Source organism: Pseudomonas sp. xss_4 (genome assembly GCF_043104125.1).
GTDB classification, from domain to species: domain Bacteria; phylum Pseudomonadota; class Gammaproteobacteria; order Pseudomonadales; family Pseudomonadaceae; genus Aquipseudomonas; species Aquipseudomonas parafulva_B.
Genome location: NZ_JBICKJ010000096.1, coordinates 60,742 through 79,605, shown reverse-complemented (window position 1 = coordinate 79,605; position 18,864 = coordinate 60,742). Strand labels below are relative to the sequence as shown.

The following is an 18,864-nucleotide window of genomic DNA, read 5'->3' as shown; positions in this document are numbered from 1 at the left end:
GCCATGAACGAAGAAAAAGCCGGCAATCACCGACCTCGTTGGGTAAATGAATGCCGGCTCGTTTGGCTGAGCAACAGGGCTGCAGCGCAGCCCTGCACATCAAAGCCCCAGCTTGACCATGCGGGCTTTGACGCTCGCTTCGATGCCCGCTGCATCCAGCCCGCACTCTGCCAGCATCTGCGCAGGCTTGGCGTGTTCGACATAGAGGTCCGGCAAGCCCAGGTGCAGCAACGGCTTGACCACCGCCTCCCTGGCCAGGCACTCGCCTACGGCAGCACCGGCACCGCCCATGATGGCGTTCTCCTCGATGGTCACCAGCAGTTCGTGGCTACCTGCCATTTCCAGCACCAGGGATTCATCCAGAGGCTTGACGAAGCGCATGTCGACGACCGTGGCATTGATCTGTTCGGCCACTTGCAGGGCTTCGGCCAACTGTACGCCAAAGACCAACAGTGCGACCTTTTCACCCCGGCGACGCACCACGCCCTTGCCAATCTCCAGCGGTTCCAACCCCTCGTCGACAGCCGCGCCAGGGCCAGTACCGCGCGGATAGCGCACGGCAGCCGGGCCGTTGTACAGGTGGCCGGTGCTGAGCATTCTGCGCAGCTCGCTTTCGTCGCTGGGCGTCATCACCAGCATGCCAGGGATGCAGCGCAGGTAGGACAGGTCATAGCTGCCGGCATGGGTCGGGCCGTCTTCACCCACCAGGCCGGCGCGGTCGATGGCGAACAGCACGTCCAGGTTCTGCACGGCCACGTCATGAATCAACTGGTCGTAGGCCCTCTGCAGGAAGGTCGAGTAGATAGCCACCACCGGCTTGCTACCTTCGCAAGCCATGCCCGCCGCGAGGGTGACGGCATGCTGTTCGGCAATCGCCACGTCGAAGTAGCGTTCAGGGTAGCGCTCGCTGAACGCCACCAGGTCGGAGCCTTCCTTCATGGCCGGCGTGATGCCGACAAGGCGATCGTCGGCAGCGGCCATGTCGCAGAGCCACTGGCCGAACACGGCGGAATACTTCGGTCCGCTGGCCTGTTTCGGCGCAACCGGCTTGTCCACGGGCTCGAGCTTGGTGATGGCGTGGTAGCCGATCGGGTCGATCTCGGCCGGGGCGAACCCCTTGCCCTTTTTGGTCACCACGTGCAGGAACTGCGGACCCTTGAGGTCGCGCATGTTGCGCAGGGTGGCGATCATCGTGGGCAGGTCGTGACCATCGATGGGGCCGATGTAGTTCCAGCCCAGCTCTTCGAACAGCGTGCCGGGGACCAGCATGCCCTTGGCATACTCTTCGGTACGCCGCGCTATTTCCCACGCACCTGGCAGGCGCGACAGCACTTTCTTGCTGCCTTCGCGCATGCTGGTGTAGGTGCGGCTGGAGAGGATCTTGGCCAGGTAGTTGGACAAGCCTCCCACATTGCGCGAAATCGACATGTCGTTGTCGTTGAGGATCACCAGCATATCGGCGTTGACTTCCTGGGCGTGGTTCAACGCCTCGAAGGCCATGCCCGCCGTGAGTGCGCCGTCGCCGATGACCGCAATGGACTTGCGAGCGCTGTTTTGCAGGCGCGCCGCAATGGCCATGCCCAGTGCCGCGCTGATCGATGTGCTGGAGTGACCGACGCCGAAGGTGTCGTACACGCTTTCGCTGCGGCGCGGGAAGGCGGCTACGCCGTCTTTCTGGCGCAGGCTGAGCATGCGGTTGCGGCGCCCGGTCAGAATCTTGTGCGGGTAGGCCTGGTGACCCACGTCCCATACCAGCCGGTCATCGGGGGTATCGAAGACGTAGTGCAGGGCGATGGTCAGCTCGATGACGCCCAGGCCGGCACCGAAGTGCCCACCGGTCTGGCCCACGGTATACAGAAGCTCCTGGCGCAACTCGTCGGCCAGGGTCTCCAGGTCGGCTTCGGCCAGGCGGCGCAAGCCATCTGGCGTGTCAGCTCGGTCTAGCAGCGGCGTGACCGGGCGTTCGCGGGGGATCTCTTGAAACGTCGTGGGCATCAGGCGAGTCGTTATAGGTGTATTAAGACGCGGCAGTTTACCCCATTGTAGGAAAAGCTGCCCATTCAGACGGGTGACGCGCGGGCGGCTTCGCAGCCATCGCGCGGTACTCACCAGGTCAGTTGCGGCGTTCGACGATATAGCGCGCCAGGGCTCGCAGTGGTTCGGCCTTTTCGTCGAACCTTTCCAATGCGACCAGTGCCTGGTCGCGCAGTTCGATCGCGTAGGCCTTGGCCGCCTCCATGCCCAGCAGGGCAGGGTAAGTCGGCTTGTCGCGGGCGATGTCGGCGCCCTGGCGTTTACCCAGTGTAGCCGTATCGCTTTCCACATCCAGGATGTCGTCCTGAACCTGGAAGGCCAGGCCAATGGCCTGCGCATACACCTGCAAGGCATCGAGCTGCGTCTGGTCGGCACGGGCACTGGCCAGCCCACCCAGGCGGACGCTGGCTTCGATCAGGGCACCGGTCTTGTGCCGGTGCATGAACGCCAAGGCCTGCTGGTCCAGCTTCATGCCCACCGAACCCAGGTCGATGGCTTGCCCGCCCACCATGCCAGCGGGACCGGCGGCCGTGGCCAGGGCCTGCACCATGGCCAGGCGAAGTGCGTCGGTCTGAGGGCTCAGGTGGGGGTCGAGCAATGCGTTGAAGGCCAGGCTTTGCAGGCCGTCACCGGCCAGAATGGCGCAGGCCTCGTCGAACGCCTTGTGTGTGGTCGGCTGGCCGCGACGCAGGTCGTCGTCGTCCATGGCCGGCAAGTCGTCATGGACCAGCGAGTAAGCGTGGATGAGCTCGACTGCGCAAGCGGCGCCGTTGGCGTGCTCCGCCGGAGCGCCCAAGGCCTCGCAGGCCGCATAGACGAGCAGCGGGCGTACGCGCTTGCCGCCGTTCATCACGCTGTAGCGCATGGCGGCATACAGGCGCTCGAGTTCGGGAGTGGGGGCGATGAACAACGGCTCGAGTGCGCCATCGACACGGGCCTGGCAGGCGGACTGATAGGCACCGATCATGCCTCGGGTTCCACGTCGAAGGGTTGGGCGGTCAGTTCGCCATCGCGCTCCAGCAGCACCTGCACCTTCTGTTCGGCCTGAGCCAGGGCGCCTTGGCAATCACGCGTCAGGGCAATGCCTTGTTCGAAAGCGGCAAGTGAGTCCTCCAGGGACAACTCGCCGTTCTCCAGGCGCTCGACCAGTGCCTGCAACTCGGCAAGGGATTGCTCGAAATCAAGGGAAGCTTTTTTGCGGGCCATGGCGGCAGTCTCGGCGGTAGTCTGAACGCCGCGACACTAGCAGAGCAGGGCGGGGTGAGCAAACCGCCATTGGCACGGCAGCGCCGGGTTGGCGCCGCCGTCCAGGCCTTGGATGGCCAGGTCGATCAGATCGCCGGAGCCGTTTGCGCCTGCAGCGCCAGGCGATACTGCGCCAACTCATCGATGGTCAGCGTGGGCAGGTTGTACTGGCGCGCATAGACGGCCACTTCCTCGCCGCGAGCCATCGTGCCGTCAGGGTTCATCAATTCGCACAAGACCGCTGCTGGCCGCAGCCCGGCCAGGCGCGCCAGGTCAACCGACCCTTCGGTGTGGCCGCGACGCGTGAGCACACCGCCATTGCGCGCGCGCAGCGGAAAAACATGCCCAGGGCTGACAATATGCCGTTGCTCGGCCGAAGACCGCAGTGCAGCGGCGATCGTGGTGACCCGGTCCTGGGCGCTTACGCCAGTGCTGATGCCCTCGGCAGCTTCGATGGTGACCGTGAACCCGGTGCCGTGGCGGGCCTGGTTGTTCTGGACCATGGGTGCCAGTTGCAGCTCATCGACCGTTGTCTCGTCCAGGCACAGGCAGACGATGCCGCTGCAATCGCGGATCATCATGGCCATGGTCTGCAACGAAATGTTCTCGGCAGCGGCAATGATGTCCGCTTCATCTTCACGGTCGTCATCGTCAAGCAGCAGCACGGGGCGGCCGGCCTTGAACGCGGCGATGGCGGCGGTGACATTGGGAAAGTGCACAGGGTGCAAAGTAGACATGAAACGCTCCTCGTAAGTGATCGATGAACGTCTCGGGGCGAGCAAAATGCGTGCGCAGGGGTGCCCATGGGGCCCCTGCCTGACGCCTTCTTTCATCCGGACTATGACCGTCGGCCCTGGAATCTCACCAGGTCTGCTGACCTCCGGCACAGCCGGAGCGCTCGCGGGCTCATCTTTCGATTTACCGCCGGTGGGGACTTTCACCCCGCCCTGAAGACCGGGCAAGCATACCGCACCCGGTGCCTGGGTTGGCAACCCGCCGTCATGATCGGGGCCGCTGTCAGCGGCTGGACGAGGTGCCCTGCGGTGCTGCTTTGCTCAGGCTATCGATCAGCCAGTGCAGCGATGCCGGAAGCATCGGCCCATGCCCAAGGCCGTCGAACTGCTTGAAGGACACCTGCACGCCGTTGACCTGGGCCAGGCTGGCGGCGAGGCTCCGTGCCGTCTGATCGGCGTGGGGCTGGGCCGGTTCGCGGGGGCTGGCCGGCTCCAGTGCGCCGCGCATCAACAGCACGCGTGGCTGGGCATCCCCCAACTGCGACGGCAGGCCTGCCGCTTCGTGCAGGATCGCGCCGTCGTGCCACCACAACGAGGGGCTGGCCGCCGCATAGACGGCGAATGACTTGGGCCGGGTGAAGAGGGCATGAAGCACGGCCAGGCCGCCATAGGAGTGTCCCCACAGGGTCTGCTGCCGGGGATCGATGCTCACCAGCGCTGCCAGCCTCGGGCGCATGCGCGTCTCCAGCAGGTCGAGAAACGTATCCACCCCGCCGCTGGGCTGCCCGGTGAGAGGGTCGCGCTGCTCGGTCTTTCCGGCAAGCGCCGGCGTGTAGTCGTAGGTTCGGCTGGCTCTGTCGATGCGCTGGTGGGTCTGGTAACCCACGGCGACCAGTACGGGGGCCTGGCCGGCGGCCAAGGCGTCGAGGCGTTGCCGGTCCAGGGCGCCCAGGGCTGCGTTGCCGTCCAGCATCCATAACACCGGGTAGCCGGTTGCGGGGGCGGCGCGCTTGGGCAGCCCTACCCATAGTCGGTAGTGACGCGCGCCGTCTGCCGAGTCAAGGTCCAGTTGGGTGAATCGGTAGGCCAGGTCCTTGCGTGCCAGCAGCGTCGTATCCATCGGCTGGTCATGCTCAGGCTGGGCCGTGGCGGCACCGGTCACAAGGGCCAGCGCAAACGCCAGGCCCCGGATCATTCTGTTCATCAGGCATCTCTTCACGGCATTGCAGGCACTGCAACTCAAGCAGCCAGATGATAGTCAGCCTCCAACACGCGTAAAGCGCCTTAACTTTCTAAACCGTTGGCGCTGGCCGGCAGGGTCAGGTGCAGGTGCAAGCCTGGGTGAGCATTGCAGGCCCAGAGTCGGCCACCCTGCAATTGCACGGCGCGCCGGGCGATGGCCAGGCCCAGTCCAAAGCCTGCGCCGCTGGCGCTCAGCCGCTGGTAGGGTTGAAAGATGCGCTCAAGCGCTGCCTCGGGCACGCCGGGGCCTTGATCGCGCACGCACAAGTGCCAATGCGCGCCTTCGCGCCAGCCCTCCAGGCAGACGGTTCCATCGGGCGGAGAGTGTCGGATGGCGTTTCGCAGCAGGTTCTCTAGCGCCTGGGCCACGCTGTCCAGGTGCACCTGGACCACGCAGTCCTGCCCGAGCGTGCATGGCAGGCGCGCGAGGCTCCAGCCACTTTCGAAGCAGATGTCCTGGCACAGCGCCTCCCACAGCGATGTCATCAGGACCGGCTCGGTGGCCAGGACGGGCTGTTCGGTGTCCATCCAGGCCAGGTCGAGGGTGTCTTCCAGCAGTTTCTGCATATGGCTGGTTTCATAATCCATGCGCGCGCGTAGCTGGGCGGCAGGCAAGTTGCTGTCATGGGCAATACGCAGGCGTGCCAGCGGCGTGCGCAATTCGTGGGACAGTGTGCGCAATAGCAGCCGCTGCTGTTCCAGGCTCTGGCGCAAGCGATTGGCCATGTGATCGAAAGCCTGCGCCAGCTCGCCCAGCTCATCGCGCCGGTCTTGCAGGGGCAGGCCTGGGCTGTCCAGGTCATTGGCCCGCAGCGCGTCGGCGCGGTCACGCAGGCGGTTCAACGGGGCGACAAGGTGACGGTACAGTGCCAGCCCCATCAGCAGGGCCAGCAACGCCGGCGCCACGCCGTGGGTGACCAGGTGAGTCCAGGGTGTCAGCCCGGTGGGCAGTAGCCGCTCGGGCAGTTGCATGACCAGGCGCCCGTGTTCGGGGTGGCGCGGGAAGGCAATGCTGACGTAAGGCAGTTCGCCTTGCAGGCGGCGGCTCATGGGCCAGTTCAGCTTGCGCATGAAGGTCAGGTGACCTGCCTCCTCGGCTGTGAGCGGTGTGGTGCCCAGGCTTTGCAGGTAAGGGCCGACGACCGCTGCCCAGGTGTCCTCGGTCATTTGCACCTGCTTGCGCCAGGTCTCGACGCCCATGGCTCCCCCTTGCTCCCAGGCGAGCTCGGCCTGCCGGGCATAGCGCGCCAGGTAGTCCTGGTCGGCCTGGGCCAGGAAATAGGTGCTGCGCTCCACCGTCAGGCCCCAGGTCCAGATCAACCAGGTGAGCAGCAGGCAGAAGCTGACCTGCAGCAGGGCCAGCTTCCACAGCAGCGGATGTCGCCGCATCAGGCCGGGCTCTGCACGACCAGGACATAGCCCTGGCCACGCACAGCCTGGATGAGCAGATGCTGTATGCCGATGTCCGCCAGCTTGCGGCGCACGTTGCACACATGCACATCCAGGCCTCGATCCAGGCGCGTGTAGCCACGGTGCAGGACGGTCTGGTACAGGAAAGGCTTGCTCAGCGGCTCCCCGGCATGGGCGTGCAGGGTGATCAACAAGCGGAACTCCGAGCCAGTCAACCCAGCCGGCAGGCCGTTATGCATGACATCCTGTGCAGTGTGATCAAATACGGGCTCATCAGTACGCGTCGCCACGGGCGGCGTGCTGTGGAAGGCGACCCGACGCAACAGTGCATCGACCCGTGCATCCAGTTCCGCCAGACTGAAGGGCTTGGGCAGGTAATCGTCGGCACCCCGGGTAAATCCGGTGATGCGGTCCTGCTCGGCACCCAATGCCGACATGAGAATCACCGGTACTGCCTGCTTGCGCCGCAGTGCATCGAGCAGGCTCAGCCCGTCGAGACCTGGCAGCATGATATCCAGCAGCGCCAGGTCGAATACGCATCGGTGGGCATCGGCCAGCGCCGCGTCGCCCGTCGCGCATGCGTGTACCTCGAAGCCACGGTCGATGAAATGGCGGTAAAGGTCGTGGCGTAAGCGTGGGTCGTCTTCGACCAGCAGCAGGGAGGTGGGCACGGCGAGCCTTGAATGAGAATTTATATCAGTTGCAAATCATCCCACCGGCCTCGACCCTAGGCAATGGCCCAATGTGTTAAGAAGGTTAATGCTGCTGCATGCCCTGTACCTGCTCCGGTATCGTTCGCAAAAAGCAATATGTTTCGTTTGCGAATTACTATCATATGGGCAAAGGGTGCGGCATGAACGTTTTCAGTGGGGCAGGGCGCGCGCGACGCGTGCGGGGATGGCTGGTGGCGGGGCTGGTGGCGCCGTTTTCACTTACGGCATTGGCGCAAGACGTAGCCATGGTGGTGAACGCTGACGATCCCCTCGACCTGCCGGCATTGACCATCGAGGGCAATCGGCTGTACGACATGCTGCCCTCCGAGGCCACTGGTGGGTACAGCGTGGACGCCGCTACCGTGGGCACCAAGACGCCAGCGGCCTTGAAGGACATCCCACAGTCGATCACCGTCTATACCCAGGATTACGTCAAGGATCGGCAGTTCGTCCACCTCGATGACCTGGCCAAATACACGGCCGGCCTGCGTACCCTGACCAACGACAGTGGTCGGTCATCGATCTACGCCCGTGGCTATGAGTACAGCGAATTCAACATCGACGGCCTGCCAGCACCGATGGCGAGCATCTTCGGGACCGTGCCATCGCTTGTGGCATTCGACCGTGTCGAGATCATGCGTGGCCCGGCTGGGCTGTTCAGCAGCACCAGCGAACTGGGCGGTATCGTCAACATGGTGCGCAAGCGGCCCACGGCCGACTTTCAGGGGCATGTCGAGGGCTACTACGGTACTTGGGATACCAATCACCAGGAACTGGACCTGAGCGGGCCGCTGGACGAAAACGGGCGGGTGCGTGGGCGCTTCATCGCCTCGCGCGACGACACCAATGGCGAAGTCGATTACAACGCCAACACCAGCAACAGCTACTACGGCGCGCTGGATGTCGACCTGGACGAGGCCACTACCCTGTCGTTCGGCCTGATCCACGAGGTCAAGAACATTACGCCGCACAATGGTTACCCGGCAACGTTGGACGGCAAGGTGCCTGACTTCAGCCATTCCCGTTTTCTGGGCGCAGACTGGAACGCGTTCGACGGCAAGACCACCGACCTGGTCGCTGAGCTGACCCATCGTTTCGACAACGGTGGCTATGGCCGCATCGCTGCACGCGGATCGCACCGCGATACCAATTATCTCTACGCGTTCACGGCCACAAACCCCACCACGGGCAAAAACTCCGAACGCGCCAGTGCGCGCGATTTCACCCAGGACACCTACGCGGTCGATGCCAGCTACAGCCAGCCCTTCGAGACCTTTGGCCAGGTCAGTGAGTTCGTCGTCGGCAGCGATTACAAGAACTACGACACCGAGTACCTGAACGGGGCCACGACGCTGGGCAACATCAACGTCAACACTTACTCACCCAAGCAGTTCGCCAAACCCGCTGCGAACTACACGACCGAGACGGGCATGCAGGAAGAGGAATACGGCTTGTATTCCAAGGTCACCTTCCGCCCGGTCGAGCGCCTGGCGTTGATCGCCGGCGGGCGGTTCAGTTGGTACCGTGGCGATTTCTACACCACGACCCTCAAGACCGGTGTCACTGCGGACGATAGCAAGCAGGTCGATGGTCATTTCACACCCTATACCGGTGCGGTCTACGACCTGTCCGAAAACCATGCGCTGTATGCCAGCTATTCGCAGGTGTTCAAGCCGCAGTCGGCGACCGATGGCGACGGCCGAGTACTCAAGCCACGTGAAGGCGAGCAGTACGAAGTGGGTATCAAGAGCAGCTATTTTGGCGGCGCGCTCAATACGCGCCTGTCGGCATTTCGCCTGACCGACGAAAACCGCGCCACCACCCGTTACGACAGCGAAGGCGTCGCGACCAAGGACTCGGTAGCTGCCGGCAAGACACGGGTCAAGGGGGCAGAAGTGGAAGTCAGCGGCAAGCTGACCGATAACTGGGAGCTGCTGGGCGGTTACACCTGGATGGACACCGAAACCGTGAAGGGCGATGCCGAAACCACGTTCTTCATCATGCCGCGCCACCAGGCGTCGCTGTGGAGCAAATACACCATCAGCCAAGGCGCGCTCACCGGGCTGGCCATCGGTGGCGGCGTCTCGGCGATGAGCAATTTCCACTCGGAAAACGGCGGGGTACGCATCGATGCGCCAGGTTATGCCACAGTGGACGCCATGCTTTCCTACCCGGTGACCTCCAAACTGACTGCCACCGTCAACGTCAACAACCTGTTCGATCGCGATTACCTGTCGCGGGTGGGTTCGACGTCCACGTTCAACTTCTACGGCCCGTCGCGCAGCGTGCTGGTGGGTGCGCGTTACGATTTCTAAAGGCGTGTGCTAAAGGACAATTCGGCGGCGCCTATAGGGTCTCGCCGCTTTGTTCTGGCTGAAAGACAGGCATTAAAAAGCCGGCTTGTGGCCGGCTTCTCGGGGACGCTTCCGACTAATTTATGGTAAGCCGCAATCGCCTTAACGGTGTGGCCAAAAGAGGCCTGGAAAGAGATGGCTGATGCCCGTATGGGGTATCGCCGAGCCCTCTGGACTGCGGCTTGCGCCGGTCGGGGCTGATGTGCGCGTAGCATACAAGGGCACGCACCTGATGCCCAGCAAAAAATGGCACAGGGTGTTTCAACCGGGTCGTTGCCGGCGAAAATGCGACCAGTGATAGACCCACCCCAAGATCTCCAGCCCTTGCGCCTGGCGCTGGCTGGGGGTCAAGCGCTCGACGGCGTAGTTGTGCCGGTCATGACTATGCAGGTAAAGCGTGCCGTGCTCGCCCATGGTCAGGTTATGCACGCGCAACGCGCCATTGATCAGCAGGGCATAGGTTTCGCCCTCGACGATCTGGGTCATGCTCATGTCGATGGCCAGGGTCGCTTCGACGGGGATCAAAGGGGCCATGTTGCCGCCTGGCATGGCCATGCAGATGGACGTGTCGTGTTTGACGCCCAGCATTCGCAGGGCGTTGGCAGGCAGGCGCAGGGCACGCCCTGACACCTTGCACAGCAGGCCATTGCGCACCTCGTGGAACGGCACGTGTACCACGCGCCCGCGATGAACTGCACGCGGAATGGGGGCGTCTATCGGCACCGGGCGTGGCGGACAGGTGCGCAGGATGGCATTGGGATGTTTGGCGCCTTCGCCGGTGCGCAGCCAGCGACGGTGCACGCAGAACAGGTCGGCGAGCTCGTCCAGGCGAGCCAGCGGGACCCCGCGATTGAACCAGTTGTTGACGTGCTGAGGCGTCACGCCGCGCTGGGCTGCGAAGTTTGCAGGGGTCAGGCCGCATTCTTGAAGAAGGGCTCTTAAACGTTCACCAGATGTGTTCATGGAGAAAGTGTAGCGGCACGGTGCCACCAAGGGTATGAACAGGATGTTGATGCGCGGAAGGGGAGATGTAGGAGTAGTCAGACGCGGGTGTAGGACGTTGTAGAACGCTTAAGCCGAGATTGGCTGTGAAGCCTATCGCGCGCCAAAAAAAACCCGCCGAAGCGGGTTTTTCATGCAATCAGGATCAGCCTTTGTAGGCTTCGACCGATTTGGTGATCGCAGCGCGGGCGGCGTCGGCGCCGTCCCAGCCTTCGATCTTGACCCACTTGCCCTTTTCGAGATCTTTGTAGTTGGCAAAGAAATGCTCGATCTGCTGGATCAGCAGGGCAGGCAGGTCGGTGTATTCCTTCACGTCCACGTACAGCTGCGACAGCTTGTCGTGGGGCACTGCGATGACCTTGGCGTCGCCGCCGCCATCGTCGGTCATGTTCAAGACACCTACCGGGCGGGCGCGGATGACCGAACCGGGGGCCACTGGGTAAGGGGTAACCACCAGCACGTCCAGCGGATCACCGTCGTCAGCCAGGGTGTTGGGGATAAAGCCGTAGTTGGCCGGGTAGAACATAGGGGTGGCCATGAAACGGTCGACGAACAGCGTGTCGCTGTCCTTGTCGATCTCGTATTTGATCGGCGCGTGGTTGGCCGGGATCTCGATGGCGACGTAGATGTCGTTCGGCAGGTCTTTGCCCGCCGGAATCTTGCTGTAGCTCATTGGGCAGTGCCCCCGTGTTTGACCAAAAAAGTGGCGGCGATTATAGGCATATTCCGACGGGGCATGCCACGTCTGGCCCAATGAACCGGGCGCTACACGGGGGGATGGCGATAGTCGGGATGCTCGCGTTGCAACCGGGCCAGGCGTGCAAGCGGGTTCTGCCGGTAGAACAGCGACAGTTGCTGGTAGACCTCGGGGTAGGCCTGGTGCAGCAGGTCGGGGGCGCTGAAGAAGTACTCGCTGGTCACGGCGAAGAACTCGGCGGGGTTTTCGGCGGCATAGGGGTCAATCGGCGTTTCGGCTTCCGGATCCAGGTCGAGTTGTCGGTTGAGGTCGTCGAAGGCCTGTTGCATGGCGTTCGCCCAGCGTTGCACAGCCATGTCGCTGTGCAGGGGAGGCAGGCCATTGGCATCGCCGTTGAGCATGTCCAGCTTGTGCGCCAGCTCATGGATGACCAGGTTGTAGGCTTCCCAGCCGCCACTGCCGAACACGCCATTGCAGGCCAGGATGATCGGGCCCTGCTGCCAGGCCTCGCCACTGTGTTCGCCGTCCCAGGCGTGCTCCACGCCGCTGGCGTCCCGGTGGCGCTGCGGGCTTTTGAAATCGTCGGGGTAGAGGATGATTTCGTGAAAGCCCTGATACCAGTTCAGGTCACCCAGGTGCAGTAACGGCAGCTGAGCTTGTGCCGCCAGCACCAGGCGTTGCTCATCGTCGAGCTCGACGCCTGGCAGGCACGTCAGGTGCTTTTCGTTCAGGAACAGGATGCTGGCCTCGCGCAACCATTGGTCCTCGGCGTCGTCGATACCGTCCAGTATGGGCAAGCGCTCGCGTACGGCTTGCCATTGCTGGACGCTGATCGGGAAGCGCGCCAACGTGCGCTTACGCCGCCAGGCGCTGAACGACCACATGCCCGATCAGGCGCCTCAGTGCGCCTTGGCCGTGCGACCCAGGCGGGTGCGCAGCAGGCCGAGAATCATCGGGACCAGCGACAGCAGGATGATACCCACCACCATCAGCGACAGGTGCTGCTTGATGAACGGCACATTGCCGAAGAAGTACCCCAGCGTGACCAGGCCGCCTACCCAGAGCAACGTGCCGGCAATACTGAAACCGAGAAAGCGCGGGTAGTGCATGCGGGCAATACCAGCCACAAACGGCGCGAACGTGCGCAGGATGGGCAGAAAACGCGCCATGGTGACCGTCTTGCCGCCGTGACGCTCATAGAAGTCGTGGGTGCGCTGCAGGTAGTCGCGGCGGAAAATCTTGGAGTTCGGGTTATTGAACAGGCGCTCGCCGGCCGTTCGCCCGATCACGTAGTTGGTGCTGTCGCCCAGGATGGCGGCAATCATCAGCAACCCGGCCAGCAGGACAGGGTCCATGCCGCCGCCCGCAGCGACTGCACCGGCGATGAACAGCAGGGAATCACCTGGCAGGAAAGGCATCACCACCAGCCCGGTTTCACAAAAAATCACAGCAAACAAAATGGCATAGATCCAGGGCCCGTAATTGGTGACCAACAGATCAAGGTATGCATCGAGATGGAGGATGAGGTCCAGCGGGTTGAAATCCATGTACAGCACCTGTGGTCTGGGTCGAAGGCTCGGTGACCTGGAGGAGTGAAATTTCACACATGACAAGTGGGCCATTATACGGCGAAGTCAGGATCACGCCCGCAGACTTTGTAGCGGGGGGTTACGGCAGTAGGAAGGCGTGAGCTGCGTTGTAGTACGGCCGACAGACACTGAGGTCGTGGACATCGTTCATCGTCCATGCTCGCCGCACGGAGGATACGGCGAGCGTGTTCAGTGGCCCGCCTGTAGCGCGCAGCAGGGCAGCCGGTGCAGCACCACCCTCCTACGCAGGTGCTCAGCCCTTGCCCAGAAGAAAGTTATCTTTCTGGCTGGCCAGTTCGTCACTTTCCAGGCTGTGAACTTCAGCCTCATCCTTAAGGTTCACGCCTGACAGCTGGCGCAGACAGGCTTCCCGCATCAGGTACAGCAGCCGATGCGCGGCCATGCCATAGCTCAACCCCTCCAGGCGCACATTGGAAATGCAGTTGCGGTAGGCGTCGGTCAGCCCGACCCTCGGGGCGTAGGTGAAATAAAGCCCCAGGCTGTCCGGCGAACTGAGCCCTGGCCGCTCACCGATCAGCATCACGGTCATGCGAGCGCCGAGCAGCTCGCCCACCTCATCTGCCACCGCCACGCGTCCTTGCTGGACCAACGTTATGGGCGCGCAAGTCCAGCCTTCGGCGTTGACCTGCTCCTCAAGGCGGGTCAGAAACGGGAGCGTATGACGGTGTACCGCCAAGGCGGAGAGTCCGTCGGCCACCACGATTGCCAGGTCGACCCCGCCTGGGTTGGCCTGGGCATGCTGGCGCAAGGTGGCGACCGAATCCTCGTTCAGACGCCGGCCCAGATCGGGCCGCTGCAGGTATTGATGACGGTCGCTTGCGGCGCTGTGCAACACCAGGCTATCGCGCCCCCGTTGATCGAGCTGTGCCGTCAGTTCAGTCACGTCGAAGGGCAGGTGCACGGCGTCCCGAGCCTGGGCATGGGCGAACTGGAAGTCCAGTTGCGCACTGGTCGGAAGGCTGGTGCCCACGCGCCCCAGGGCGATACGGGCGGGGGTCAGGTTGCGCAGGGCCAGCCAGGGGTTTTCGGGGGTGGGGGTGCGGTTGTCCATGATCGGCGATTCCTATGCAAGCTGTGCCAGGGCCTGCCGGAAGGCTGGCGGCAGGTTGTCACCAAAGCGTATCCGGCCGTCGGCCTGGGTGAAGATGCCGGTGCGCGCCAGCCATGCTTCGAACTCAGGCCCAGGCTTGAGGCCCAGGGTTTGGCGGGCATACAGGGCGTCATGGAACGAGGTGGTCTGGTAGTTGAGCATGATGTCGTCCGAGCCGGGGATACCCATGATGAAGTTGATCCCGGCGACCCCCAGCAGCGTCAGCAGCGTGTCCATGTCGTCCTGGTCGGCTTCGGCATGGTTGGTGTAGCAGATGTCGCAGCCCATTGGCACGCCCAGCAGCTTGCCGCAGAAGTGGTCTTCAAGGCCCGCACGGATGATCTGCTTGCCGTTGTACAGGTACTCCGGACCAATGAAACCGACCACGGTATTGACCAGGAACGGCTTGAAGTGGCGTGCGACGGCATAGGCGCGGGTCTCGCACGTCTGTTGGTCGACACCATGATGAGCGTTGGCCGACAGCGCACTGCCTTGGCCGGTTTCGAAATACATCAGGTTCTGCCCCAGGGTGCCGCGCTTGAGCGATAGCCCTGCTTCGTACCCCTCCTGCAACACGTTCAGGTTGATGCCGAACCCCGCATTGGCCGCCTCGGTGCCGGCGATGGACTGGAAGACCAGGTCCAGGGGCACGCCCCGGTTGATCGCCTCGATCGAGGTGGTGACATGGGTGAGCACGCAGGACTGGGTCGGAATGTCGTAGCGCTGGATGATGGCATCGAGCATTTCCAGCAGCGCACAGATGGAAGCGGTGCTGTCCGTGGCTGGGTTGATGCCGATCATGGCATCGCCGTTGCCATACAGCAGGCCGTCGAGAATGCTCGCCGCGATACCGGCCGGTTCGTCGGTGGGGTGGTTGGGCTGCAGTCGGGTCGACAGGCGCCCGCGCAGGCCCATGGTGCCGCGAAACTGGGTAACGACGCGGATCTTCTGGGCCACCAGCACCAGGTCCTGGATGCGCATGATCTTCGACACGGCGGCGGCCATTTCCGGCGTCAGCCCCGGCGCCAATGCGCGCAGGCTGTCTTCATCGGCCTGCTCGCTCAACAGCCAGTCACGCAAGCCACCCACGGTCAGGTGACTGACCGGTGCGAACGCCTGTGCATCGTGGGTATCGATGATCAAGCGGGTGACTTCGTCGCTTTCGTAGGGGATCAGTGCTTCGCCCAGAAAATGCGACAGCGGAATATTGGCCAATGCCATTTGCGCAGCCACGCGCTCGCCATCGCTTGAAGCCGCGACCTCGGCGAGGTAGTCGCCGGAGCGTGCGGGGCTGGCCTTGGCCATCACCTCCCTGAGGCTGTCGAAGCGATAGACCAGGTTGCCCACGGTGTGTACGAAATTTGCCATGCAGATTCTCCAAGGCCGCGGGGTGGCCCGCGGCGAGTGTCGTCGATCAGTGCAAGGCCTCTTCGGCCTTCTGGATCGCGGCGAATTCCTCTTCTGGCGTGCCCGCTACCAGGTGGTGACGGCTGTAGAACGCAAAGTACGCGATCAGCACCGCATAGATCACGGCAGCGCCGATCACCACGCGTGGGTCGACCAGGAAGCCGGCGACCACGGCGATACAGGCCAGCACCAGGGCCAGGCCCGAGGTGAAGATGCCGCCTGGGGTGCGGTAAGGGCGCTCCATTTTCGGGCGACGGATGCGCAGGGTGATGTGCGCCGCCATCATCAGTACATAAGACAAGGTAGCCCCGAACACGGCAACCAGGATGAGCAAGTCGCCTTGACCTGTCAGCGACAGGGCAAAACCGATGATGCCCGGAATCACCAACGCCATGACCGGCGCCTTGCTCTTGTTGGTCTCGGACAGCTTGCGCGGCAGGTAGCCGGCCCGCGACAGCGCGAAGATCTGGCGCGAGTAGGCATAGATGATCGAGAAGAAGCTGGCGATCAGGCCTGCCAGGCCCACCAGGTTGACGAAGCTGCCCATCCAGGTGGAACCGCCGTAAGCCTTGGCCAGCGCCTCGACCAGGGGGTTACCGGAGGCCTTGAGTGCTTCGGAGCCTGCACCGCCGGGGCCGACGATCAGGATCAGCAGGGCGAACGCCACCAGCACCAGCATCGCGCCAATCAGGCCGCGTGGCAGGTCGCGCTTGGGGTTCTTGGTTTCTTCGGCGGCCAATGGCACGCCCTCAACCGCCAGGAAGAACCAGATCGCATAGGGGATGGCTGCCCACACGCCTACATAGCCGAACGGCAGGAAGCTGCTGGCCCCTGCGGCATCGGTGACGGCGATGTCGAACAGGTTGGCTGCATCAAAATGGGGCACCATGGCCACCAGGAACACGGCCAGTGCAACGGCGGCGATGGCGGTGATGATGAACATCAGCTTGAGCGCCTCGCCCACGCCAAAGATGTGGATGCCGATGAACACCACGTAGAACGCCAGGTAGATCATCCAACCGCCGATGCCGAACAACGATTGGCAATAGGCGCCGATGAAGGTGGCGATGGCCGCCGGCGCGATGGCGTACTCGATCAGGATGGCGGTGCCGGTCAGGAACCCGCCCCAGGGCCCGAAGGCGCTGCGGGCGAACCCGTAGCCACCGCCGGCAGTAGGGATCATCGACGACAGTTCGGCCAGGGAGAAGCACATGCACAGGTACATGGTGGCCATCAGCAGGGTGGCGAGGAACATGCCGCCCCAACCGCCTTGGGCCAGGCCGAAGTTCCAGCCGGCGTAGTCGCCGGAGATGACGTAGGCAACGCCCAGGCCGACCAGAAGCACCCAGCCGGCGGCGCCTTTCTTGAGTTCACGTTGTTGGAAATAGTCTGAACCGACTTTCTCGAAATCTACGGAATAGCCTGCCGGGCTACCGGCTGGGTGTTCGCTTGGCATGGTTTCACCTGTTCTTTTTCTTGATGGCCGCAAGGAGTTCGGGCCGCTGGTGATCTGTACTGCAGGAAGCGAGCCAGAGCGGTTGGTGCATGACAACCGCCCTGGACAAAGGGCCAGTCAACGCCGGCCTTTGCACCGTGACCGGCGAATAGACCGGCGCAGGGCTTAGAAGAAGCCCAGCGGGTTGATGTCGTAGCTCACCAGCAGGTTCTTGGTCTGCTGGTAGTGATCGAGCATCATCTTGTGGGTTTCACGGCCTACACCGGACTTTTTGTAACCACCGAAGGCCGCGTGCGCCGGGTAAAGGTGATAGCAGTTGGTCCAGACACGCCCGGCCTTGATGCCGCGGCCCATGCGGTAGGCACGGTTGATGTCGCGGGTCCAGACCCCGGCGCCCAGGCCGAACTCGGTATCGTTGGCAATGGCCAGGGCTTCGGCCTCGTCCTTGAAGGTGGTGACGCTCACCACAGGCCCGAAGATTTCCTCCTGGAACACCCGCATCTTGTTGTTGCCCTTGAGCAGGGTCGGCTGGATGTAGTAACCGGTGGCCAGCGCGCCTTCGAGTTTCTCGACCTTGCCCCCGGTCAGCAGCTCGGCGCCTTCCTGCTGGGCGATCTCGAGGTAGGACAGGATCTTTTCGAATTGCTGTTGCGAGGCCTGCGCACCGACCATGGTGTCGGTGTCCAGCGGGTCGCCGCGCTTGATCTGCAGCACCTTTTTCATCACCACTTCCATGAACTGCGGGTAGATCGACTCCTGTACCAGCGCACGGGATGGGCAGGTGCACACTTCGCCCTGGTTGAAGAAGGCCAGGACCATGCCTTCGGCGGCCTTGTCGATGAAGCTCGGTTCGGCCTGCATGATGTCTTCGAAGTACACGTTCGGCGATTTGCCGCCCAGTTCCACCGTCGACGGGATGATGTTCTCGGCCGCGCACTTCATGATGTGCGAACCCACGGGCGTGGAACCTGTGAAGGCAATTTTGGCGATGCGCTTGCTGGTGGCCAGCGCCTCGCCCGCTTCACGGCCGTAGCCCTGCACCACGTTCAGCACGCCCTTGGGCAGCAGGTCGCCGATCAGCTCCACCAGCACGGTAATGCCAAGGGGCGTCTGTTCGGCGGGCTTGAGCACCACGCAGTTGCCTGCTGCCAGCGCTGGCGCGAGCTTCCAGGCGGCCATCAGGATCGGGAAGTTCCACGGGATGATCTGGCCCACCACGCCTAGCGGCTCATGGATATGGTAGGCAACGGTGTTTTCGTTGATTTCCGCAGCGCCGCCTTCCTGGGCGCGGATGCATCCGGCGAAGTAGCGGAAGTGATCGACCGCCAGCGGGATGTCGGCATTGAGGGTTTCTCGCACGGGCTTGCCGTTGTCCCAGGTTTCGGTGATGGCCAGGACCTCGAGGTTCTGCTCGATACGGTCGGCAATGCGCAGCAACACGTTGGAGCGGTCCTGGACGGACGTGCGGCCCCAGGCATCGGCAGCGGCATGGGCAGCGTCCAGGGCTTTGTCGATGTCTTCGGCGGTGGAACGGGGGAATTCGGCAATCGGTTGCCCGTCCACGGGCGATGTGTTGGTGAAGTACTCACCCTTTACCGGAGGAACGAACTCACCACCGATGTAGTTGCCGTAGCGGCTCTTGAAGGAAACCTTAGCGCCTTCGGTACCGGGATGTGCATAACGCATGGTGTGTCTCCTGGCTATTGTGTTTGTGTGGAGTGCAAAGCGTAGAGCAAAGGTTGGGCCATCGTTTTGCACTTCAATGAAATCAAGCAGTTGACGGGTACTGACGCTCTCTGGCGACCCGCGATGTACCGTGCTCGATACAGGCTTGGGTGACAGTGTGTACCGCCGGTGGCACGCCTCGTGG

Annotated in this window: 16 protein-coding genes and 1 riboswitch; of the genes, 1 reads left to right on the top strand and 15 read right to left on the bottom strand. The window is 63.1% G+C overall.

The window, feature by feature from the left end; genetic code table 11:
- Positions 1–99: 99 nt before the first annotated feature.
- The 7 genes from dxs to ACF8GB_RS21905 all read right to left on the bottom strand — a co-directional run bounded on the left by dxs (position 100) and on the right by ACF8GB_RS21905 (position 7,336).
- Positions 100–1,995, bottom strand: a complete 1,896-nt coding sequence (dxs, locus tag ACF8GB_RS21935; protein ID WP_167339124.1) for a 1-deoxy-D-xylulose-5-phosphate synthase — start codon at positions 1,993–1,995, stop codon at positions 100–102.
- Positions 1,996–2,113: 118 nt separating this feature from the next.
- Positions 2,114–3,001 carry a (2E,6E)-farnesyl diphosphate synthase gene (gene ispA, locus ACF8GB_RS21930; protein ID WP_058638665.1) on the bottom strand — a complete coding sequence of 296 codons (888 nt, stop codon included), beginning with the start codon at positions 2,999–3,001 and terminating at the stop codon, positions 2,114–2,116.
- A complete protein-coding gene (locus tag ACF8GB_RS21925) occupies positions 2,998–3,240 on the bottom strand; it encodes an exodeoxyribonuclease VII small subunit (RefSeq protein WP_023534977.1) in 243 nt (80 codons plus the stop codon). Before ACF8GB_RS21925 ends, ispA begins: the two co-directional genes overlap by 4 nt.
- Before the next feature lie 125 nt (positions 3,241–3,365).
- Positions 3,366–4,016, bottom strand: coding sequence for a 3,4-dihydroxy-2-butanone-4-phosphate synthase (gene ribB, locus ACF8GB_RS21920; protein WP_197844163.1), 651 nt, complete (start codon positions 4,014–4,016; stop codon positions 3,366–3,368).
- Between the two features lie 80 nt (positions 4,017–4,096).
- Positions 4,097–4,238, bottom strand: a riboswitch (FMN riboswitch).
- A gap of 58 nt (positions 4,239–4,296) precedes the next feature.
- On the bottom strand, positions 4,297–5,217 hold the full coding sequence (locus ACF8GB_RS21915) for an alpha/beta hydrolase (RefSeq protein ID WP_197844164.1): 921 nt from the start codon (positions 5,215–5,217) through the stop codon (positions 4,297–4,299).
- A gap of 80 nt (positions 5,218–5,297) precedes the next feature.
- Positions 5,298–6,644, bottom strand: a complete 1,347-nt coding sequence (locus tag ACF8GB_RS21910; protein ID WP_058638662.1) for a sensor histidine kinase — start codon at positions 6,642–6,644, stop codon at positions 5,298–5,300.
- Positions 6,644–7,336, bottom strand: coding sequence for a response regulator transcription factor (locus tag ACF8GB_RS21905; protein ID WP_058638661.1), 693 nt, complete (start codon positions 7,334–7,336; stop codon positions 6,644–6,646). The genes ACF8GB_RS21910 and ACF8GB_RS21905 overlap by 1 nt, the downstream gene beginning before the upstream one ends.
- 182 nt (positions 7,337–7,518) lie before the next feature.
- Here ACF8GB_RS21905 and ACF8GB_RS21900 point away from each other — a divergent pair, with 182 nt between their 5' ends.
- Entirely contained in the window at positions 7,519–9,693 is a 2,175-nt protein-coding gene (locus ACF8GB_RS21900) for a TonB-dependent siderophore receptor (protein ID WP_325943080.1), read from the top strand.
- Between the two features lie 300 nt (positions 9,694–9,993).
- Here ACF8GB_RS21900 and ACF8GB_RS21895 read toward each other — a convergent pair whose 3' ends face one another.
- The 8 genes from ACF8GB_RS21895 to ACF8GB_RS21860 all read right to left on the bottom strand — a co-directional run bounded on the left by ACF8GB_RS21895 (position 9,994) and on the right by ACF8GB_RS21860 (position 18,680).
- Positions 9,994–10,695 carry a helix-turn-helix transcriptional regulator gene (locus tag ACF8GB_RS21895; RefSeq protein ID WP_078479185.1) on the bottom strand — a complete coding sequence of 234 codons (702 nt, stop codon included), beginning with the start codon at positions 10,693–10,695 and terminating at the stop codon, positions 9,994–9,996.
- 184 nt (positions 10,696–10,879) lie between these two features.
- A complete protein-coding gene (gene ppa / locus ACF8GB_RS21890) occupies positions 10,880–11,407 on the bottom strand; it encodes an inorganic diphosphatase (protein WP_023534987.1) in 528 nt (175 codons plus the stop codon).
- Positions 11,408–11,499: 92 nt separating this feature from the next.
- Positions 11,500–12,315: a zinc-dependent peptidase gene (locus tag ACF8GB_RS21885; protein ID WP_058603986.1), complete on the bottom strand. Its 816-nt coding sequence runs from the start codon at positions 12,313–12,315 to the stop codon at positions 11,500–11,502.
- 15 nt (positions 12,316–12,330) lie between these two features.
- Entirely contained in the window at positions 12,331–12,978 is a 648-nt protein-coding gene (locus tag ACF8GB_RS21880) for a DedA family protein (protein ID WP_058638659.1), read from the bottom strand.
- Between the two features lie 295 nt (positions 12,979–13,273).
- A complete protein-coding gene (gene eutC / locus ACF8GB_RS21875) occupies positions 13,274–14,092 on the bottom strand; it encodes an ethanolamine ammonia-lyase subunit EutC (protein WP_197844166.1) in 819 nt (272 codons plus the stop codon).
- Between the two features lie 12 nt (positions 14,093–14,104).
- Entirely contained in the window at positions 14,105–15,499 is a 1,395-nt protein-coding gene (locus ACF8GB_RS21870) for an ethanolamine ammonia-lyase subunit EutB (protein ID WP_392475769.1), read from the bottom strand.
- Between the two features lie 46 nt (positions 15,500–15,545).
- Entirely contained in the window at positions 15,546–16,994 is a 1,449-nt protein-coding gene (eat, locus tag ACF8GB_RS21865) for an ethanolamine permease (protein ID WP_392527634.1), read from the bottom strand.
- Positions 16,995–17,159: 165 nt separating this feature from the next.
- A complete protein-coding gene (locus ACF8GB_RS21860) occupies positions 17,160–18,680 on the bottom strand; it encodes an aldehyde dehydrogenase family protein (RefSeq protein WP_028687655.1) in 1,521 nt (506 codons plus the stop codon).
- Between the last annotated feature and the right edge of the window lie 184 nt (positions 18,681–18,864).

Bases quoted from the DNA above. Each gene is read 5' to 3' on its own strand.
- ACF8GB_RS21880 (WP_058638659.1), bottom strand. From the start codon at position 12,978: ATGGATTTCAACCCGCTGGACCTCATCCTCCATCTCGATGCATACCTT.
- ACF8GB_RS21860 (WP_028687655.1), bottom strand. From the start codon at position 18,680: ATGCGTTATGCACATCCCGGTACCGAAGGCGCTAAGGTTTCCTTCAAG.
- ACF8GB_RS21900 (WP_325943080.1), top strand. From the start codon at position 7,519: ATGAACGTTTTCAGTGGGGCAGGGCGCGCGCGACGCGTGCGGGGATGG.
- ispA (WP_058638665.1), bottom strand. From the start codon at position 3,001: ATGATCGGTGCCTATCAGTCCGCCTGCCAGGCCCGTGTCGATGGCGCA.
- ACF8GB_RS21925 (WP_023534977.1), bottom strand. From the start codon at position 3,240: ATGGCCCGCAAAAAAGCTTCCCTTGATTTCGAGCAATCCCTTGCCGAG.
- ppa (WP_023534987.1), bottom strand. From the start codon at position 11,407: ATGAGCTACAGCAAGATTCCGGCGGGCAAAGACCTGCCGAACGACATC.
- dxs (WP_167339124.1), bottom strand. From the start codon at position 1,995: ATGCCCACGACGTTTCAAGAGATCCCCCGCGAACGCCCGGTCACGCCG.
- eutC (WP_197844166.1), bottom strand. From the start codon at position 14,092: ATGGACAACCGCACCCCCACCCCCGAAAACCCCTGGCTGGCCCTGCGC.
- eat (WP_392527634.1), bottom strand. From the start codon at position 16,994: ATGCCAAGCGAACACCCAGCCGGTAGCCCGGCAGGCTATTCCGTAGAT.
- ACF8GB_RS21895 (WP_078479185.1), bottom strand. From the start codon at position 10,695: ATGAACACATCTGGTGAACGTTTAAGAGCCCTTCTTCAAGAATGCGGC.
- ACF8GB_RS21915 (WP_197844164.1), bottom strand. From the start codon at position 5,217: ATGAACAGAATGATCCGGGGCCTGGCGTTTGCGCTGGCCCTTGTGACC.
- ACF8GB_RS21870 (WP_392475769.1), bottom strand. From the start codon at position 15,499: ATGGCAAATTTCGTACACACCGTGGGCAACCTGGTCTATCGCTTCGAC.
- ACF8GB_RS21885 (WP_058603986.1), bottom strand. From the start codon at position 12,315: ATGTGGTCGTTCAGCGCCTGGCGGCGTAAGCGCACGTTGGCGCGCTTC.
- ACF8GB_RS21910 (WP_058638662.1), bottom strand. From the start codon at position 6,644: ATGCGGCGACATCCGCTGCTGTGGAAGCTGGCCCTGCTGCAGGTCAGC.
- ribB (WP_197844163.1), bottom strand. From the start codon at position 4,016: ATGTCTACTTTGCACCCTGTGCACTTTCCCAATGTCACCGCCGCCATC.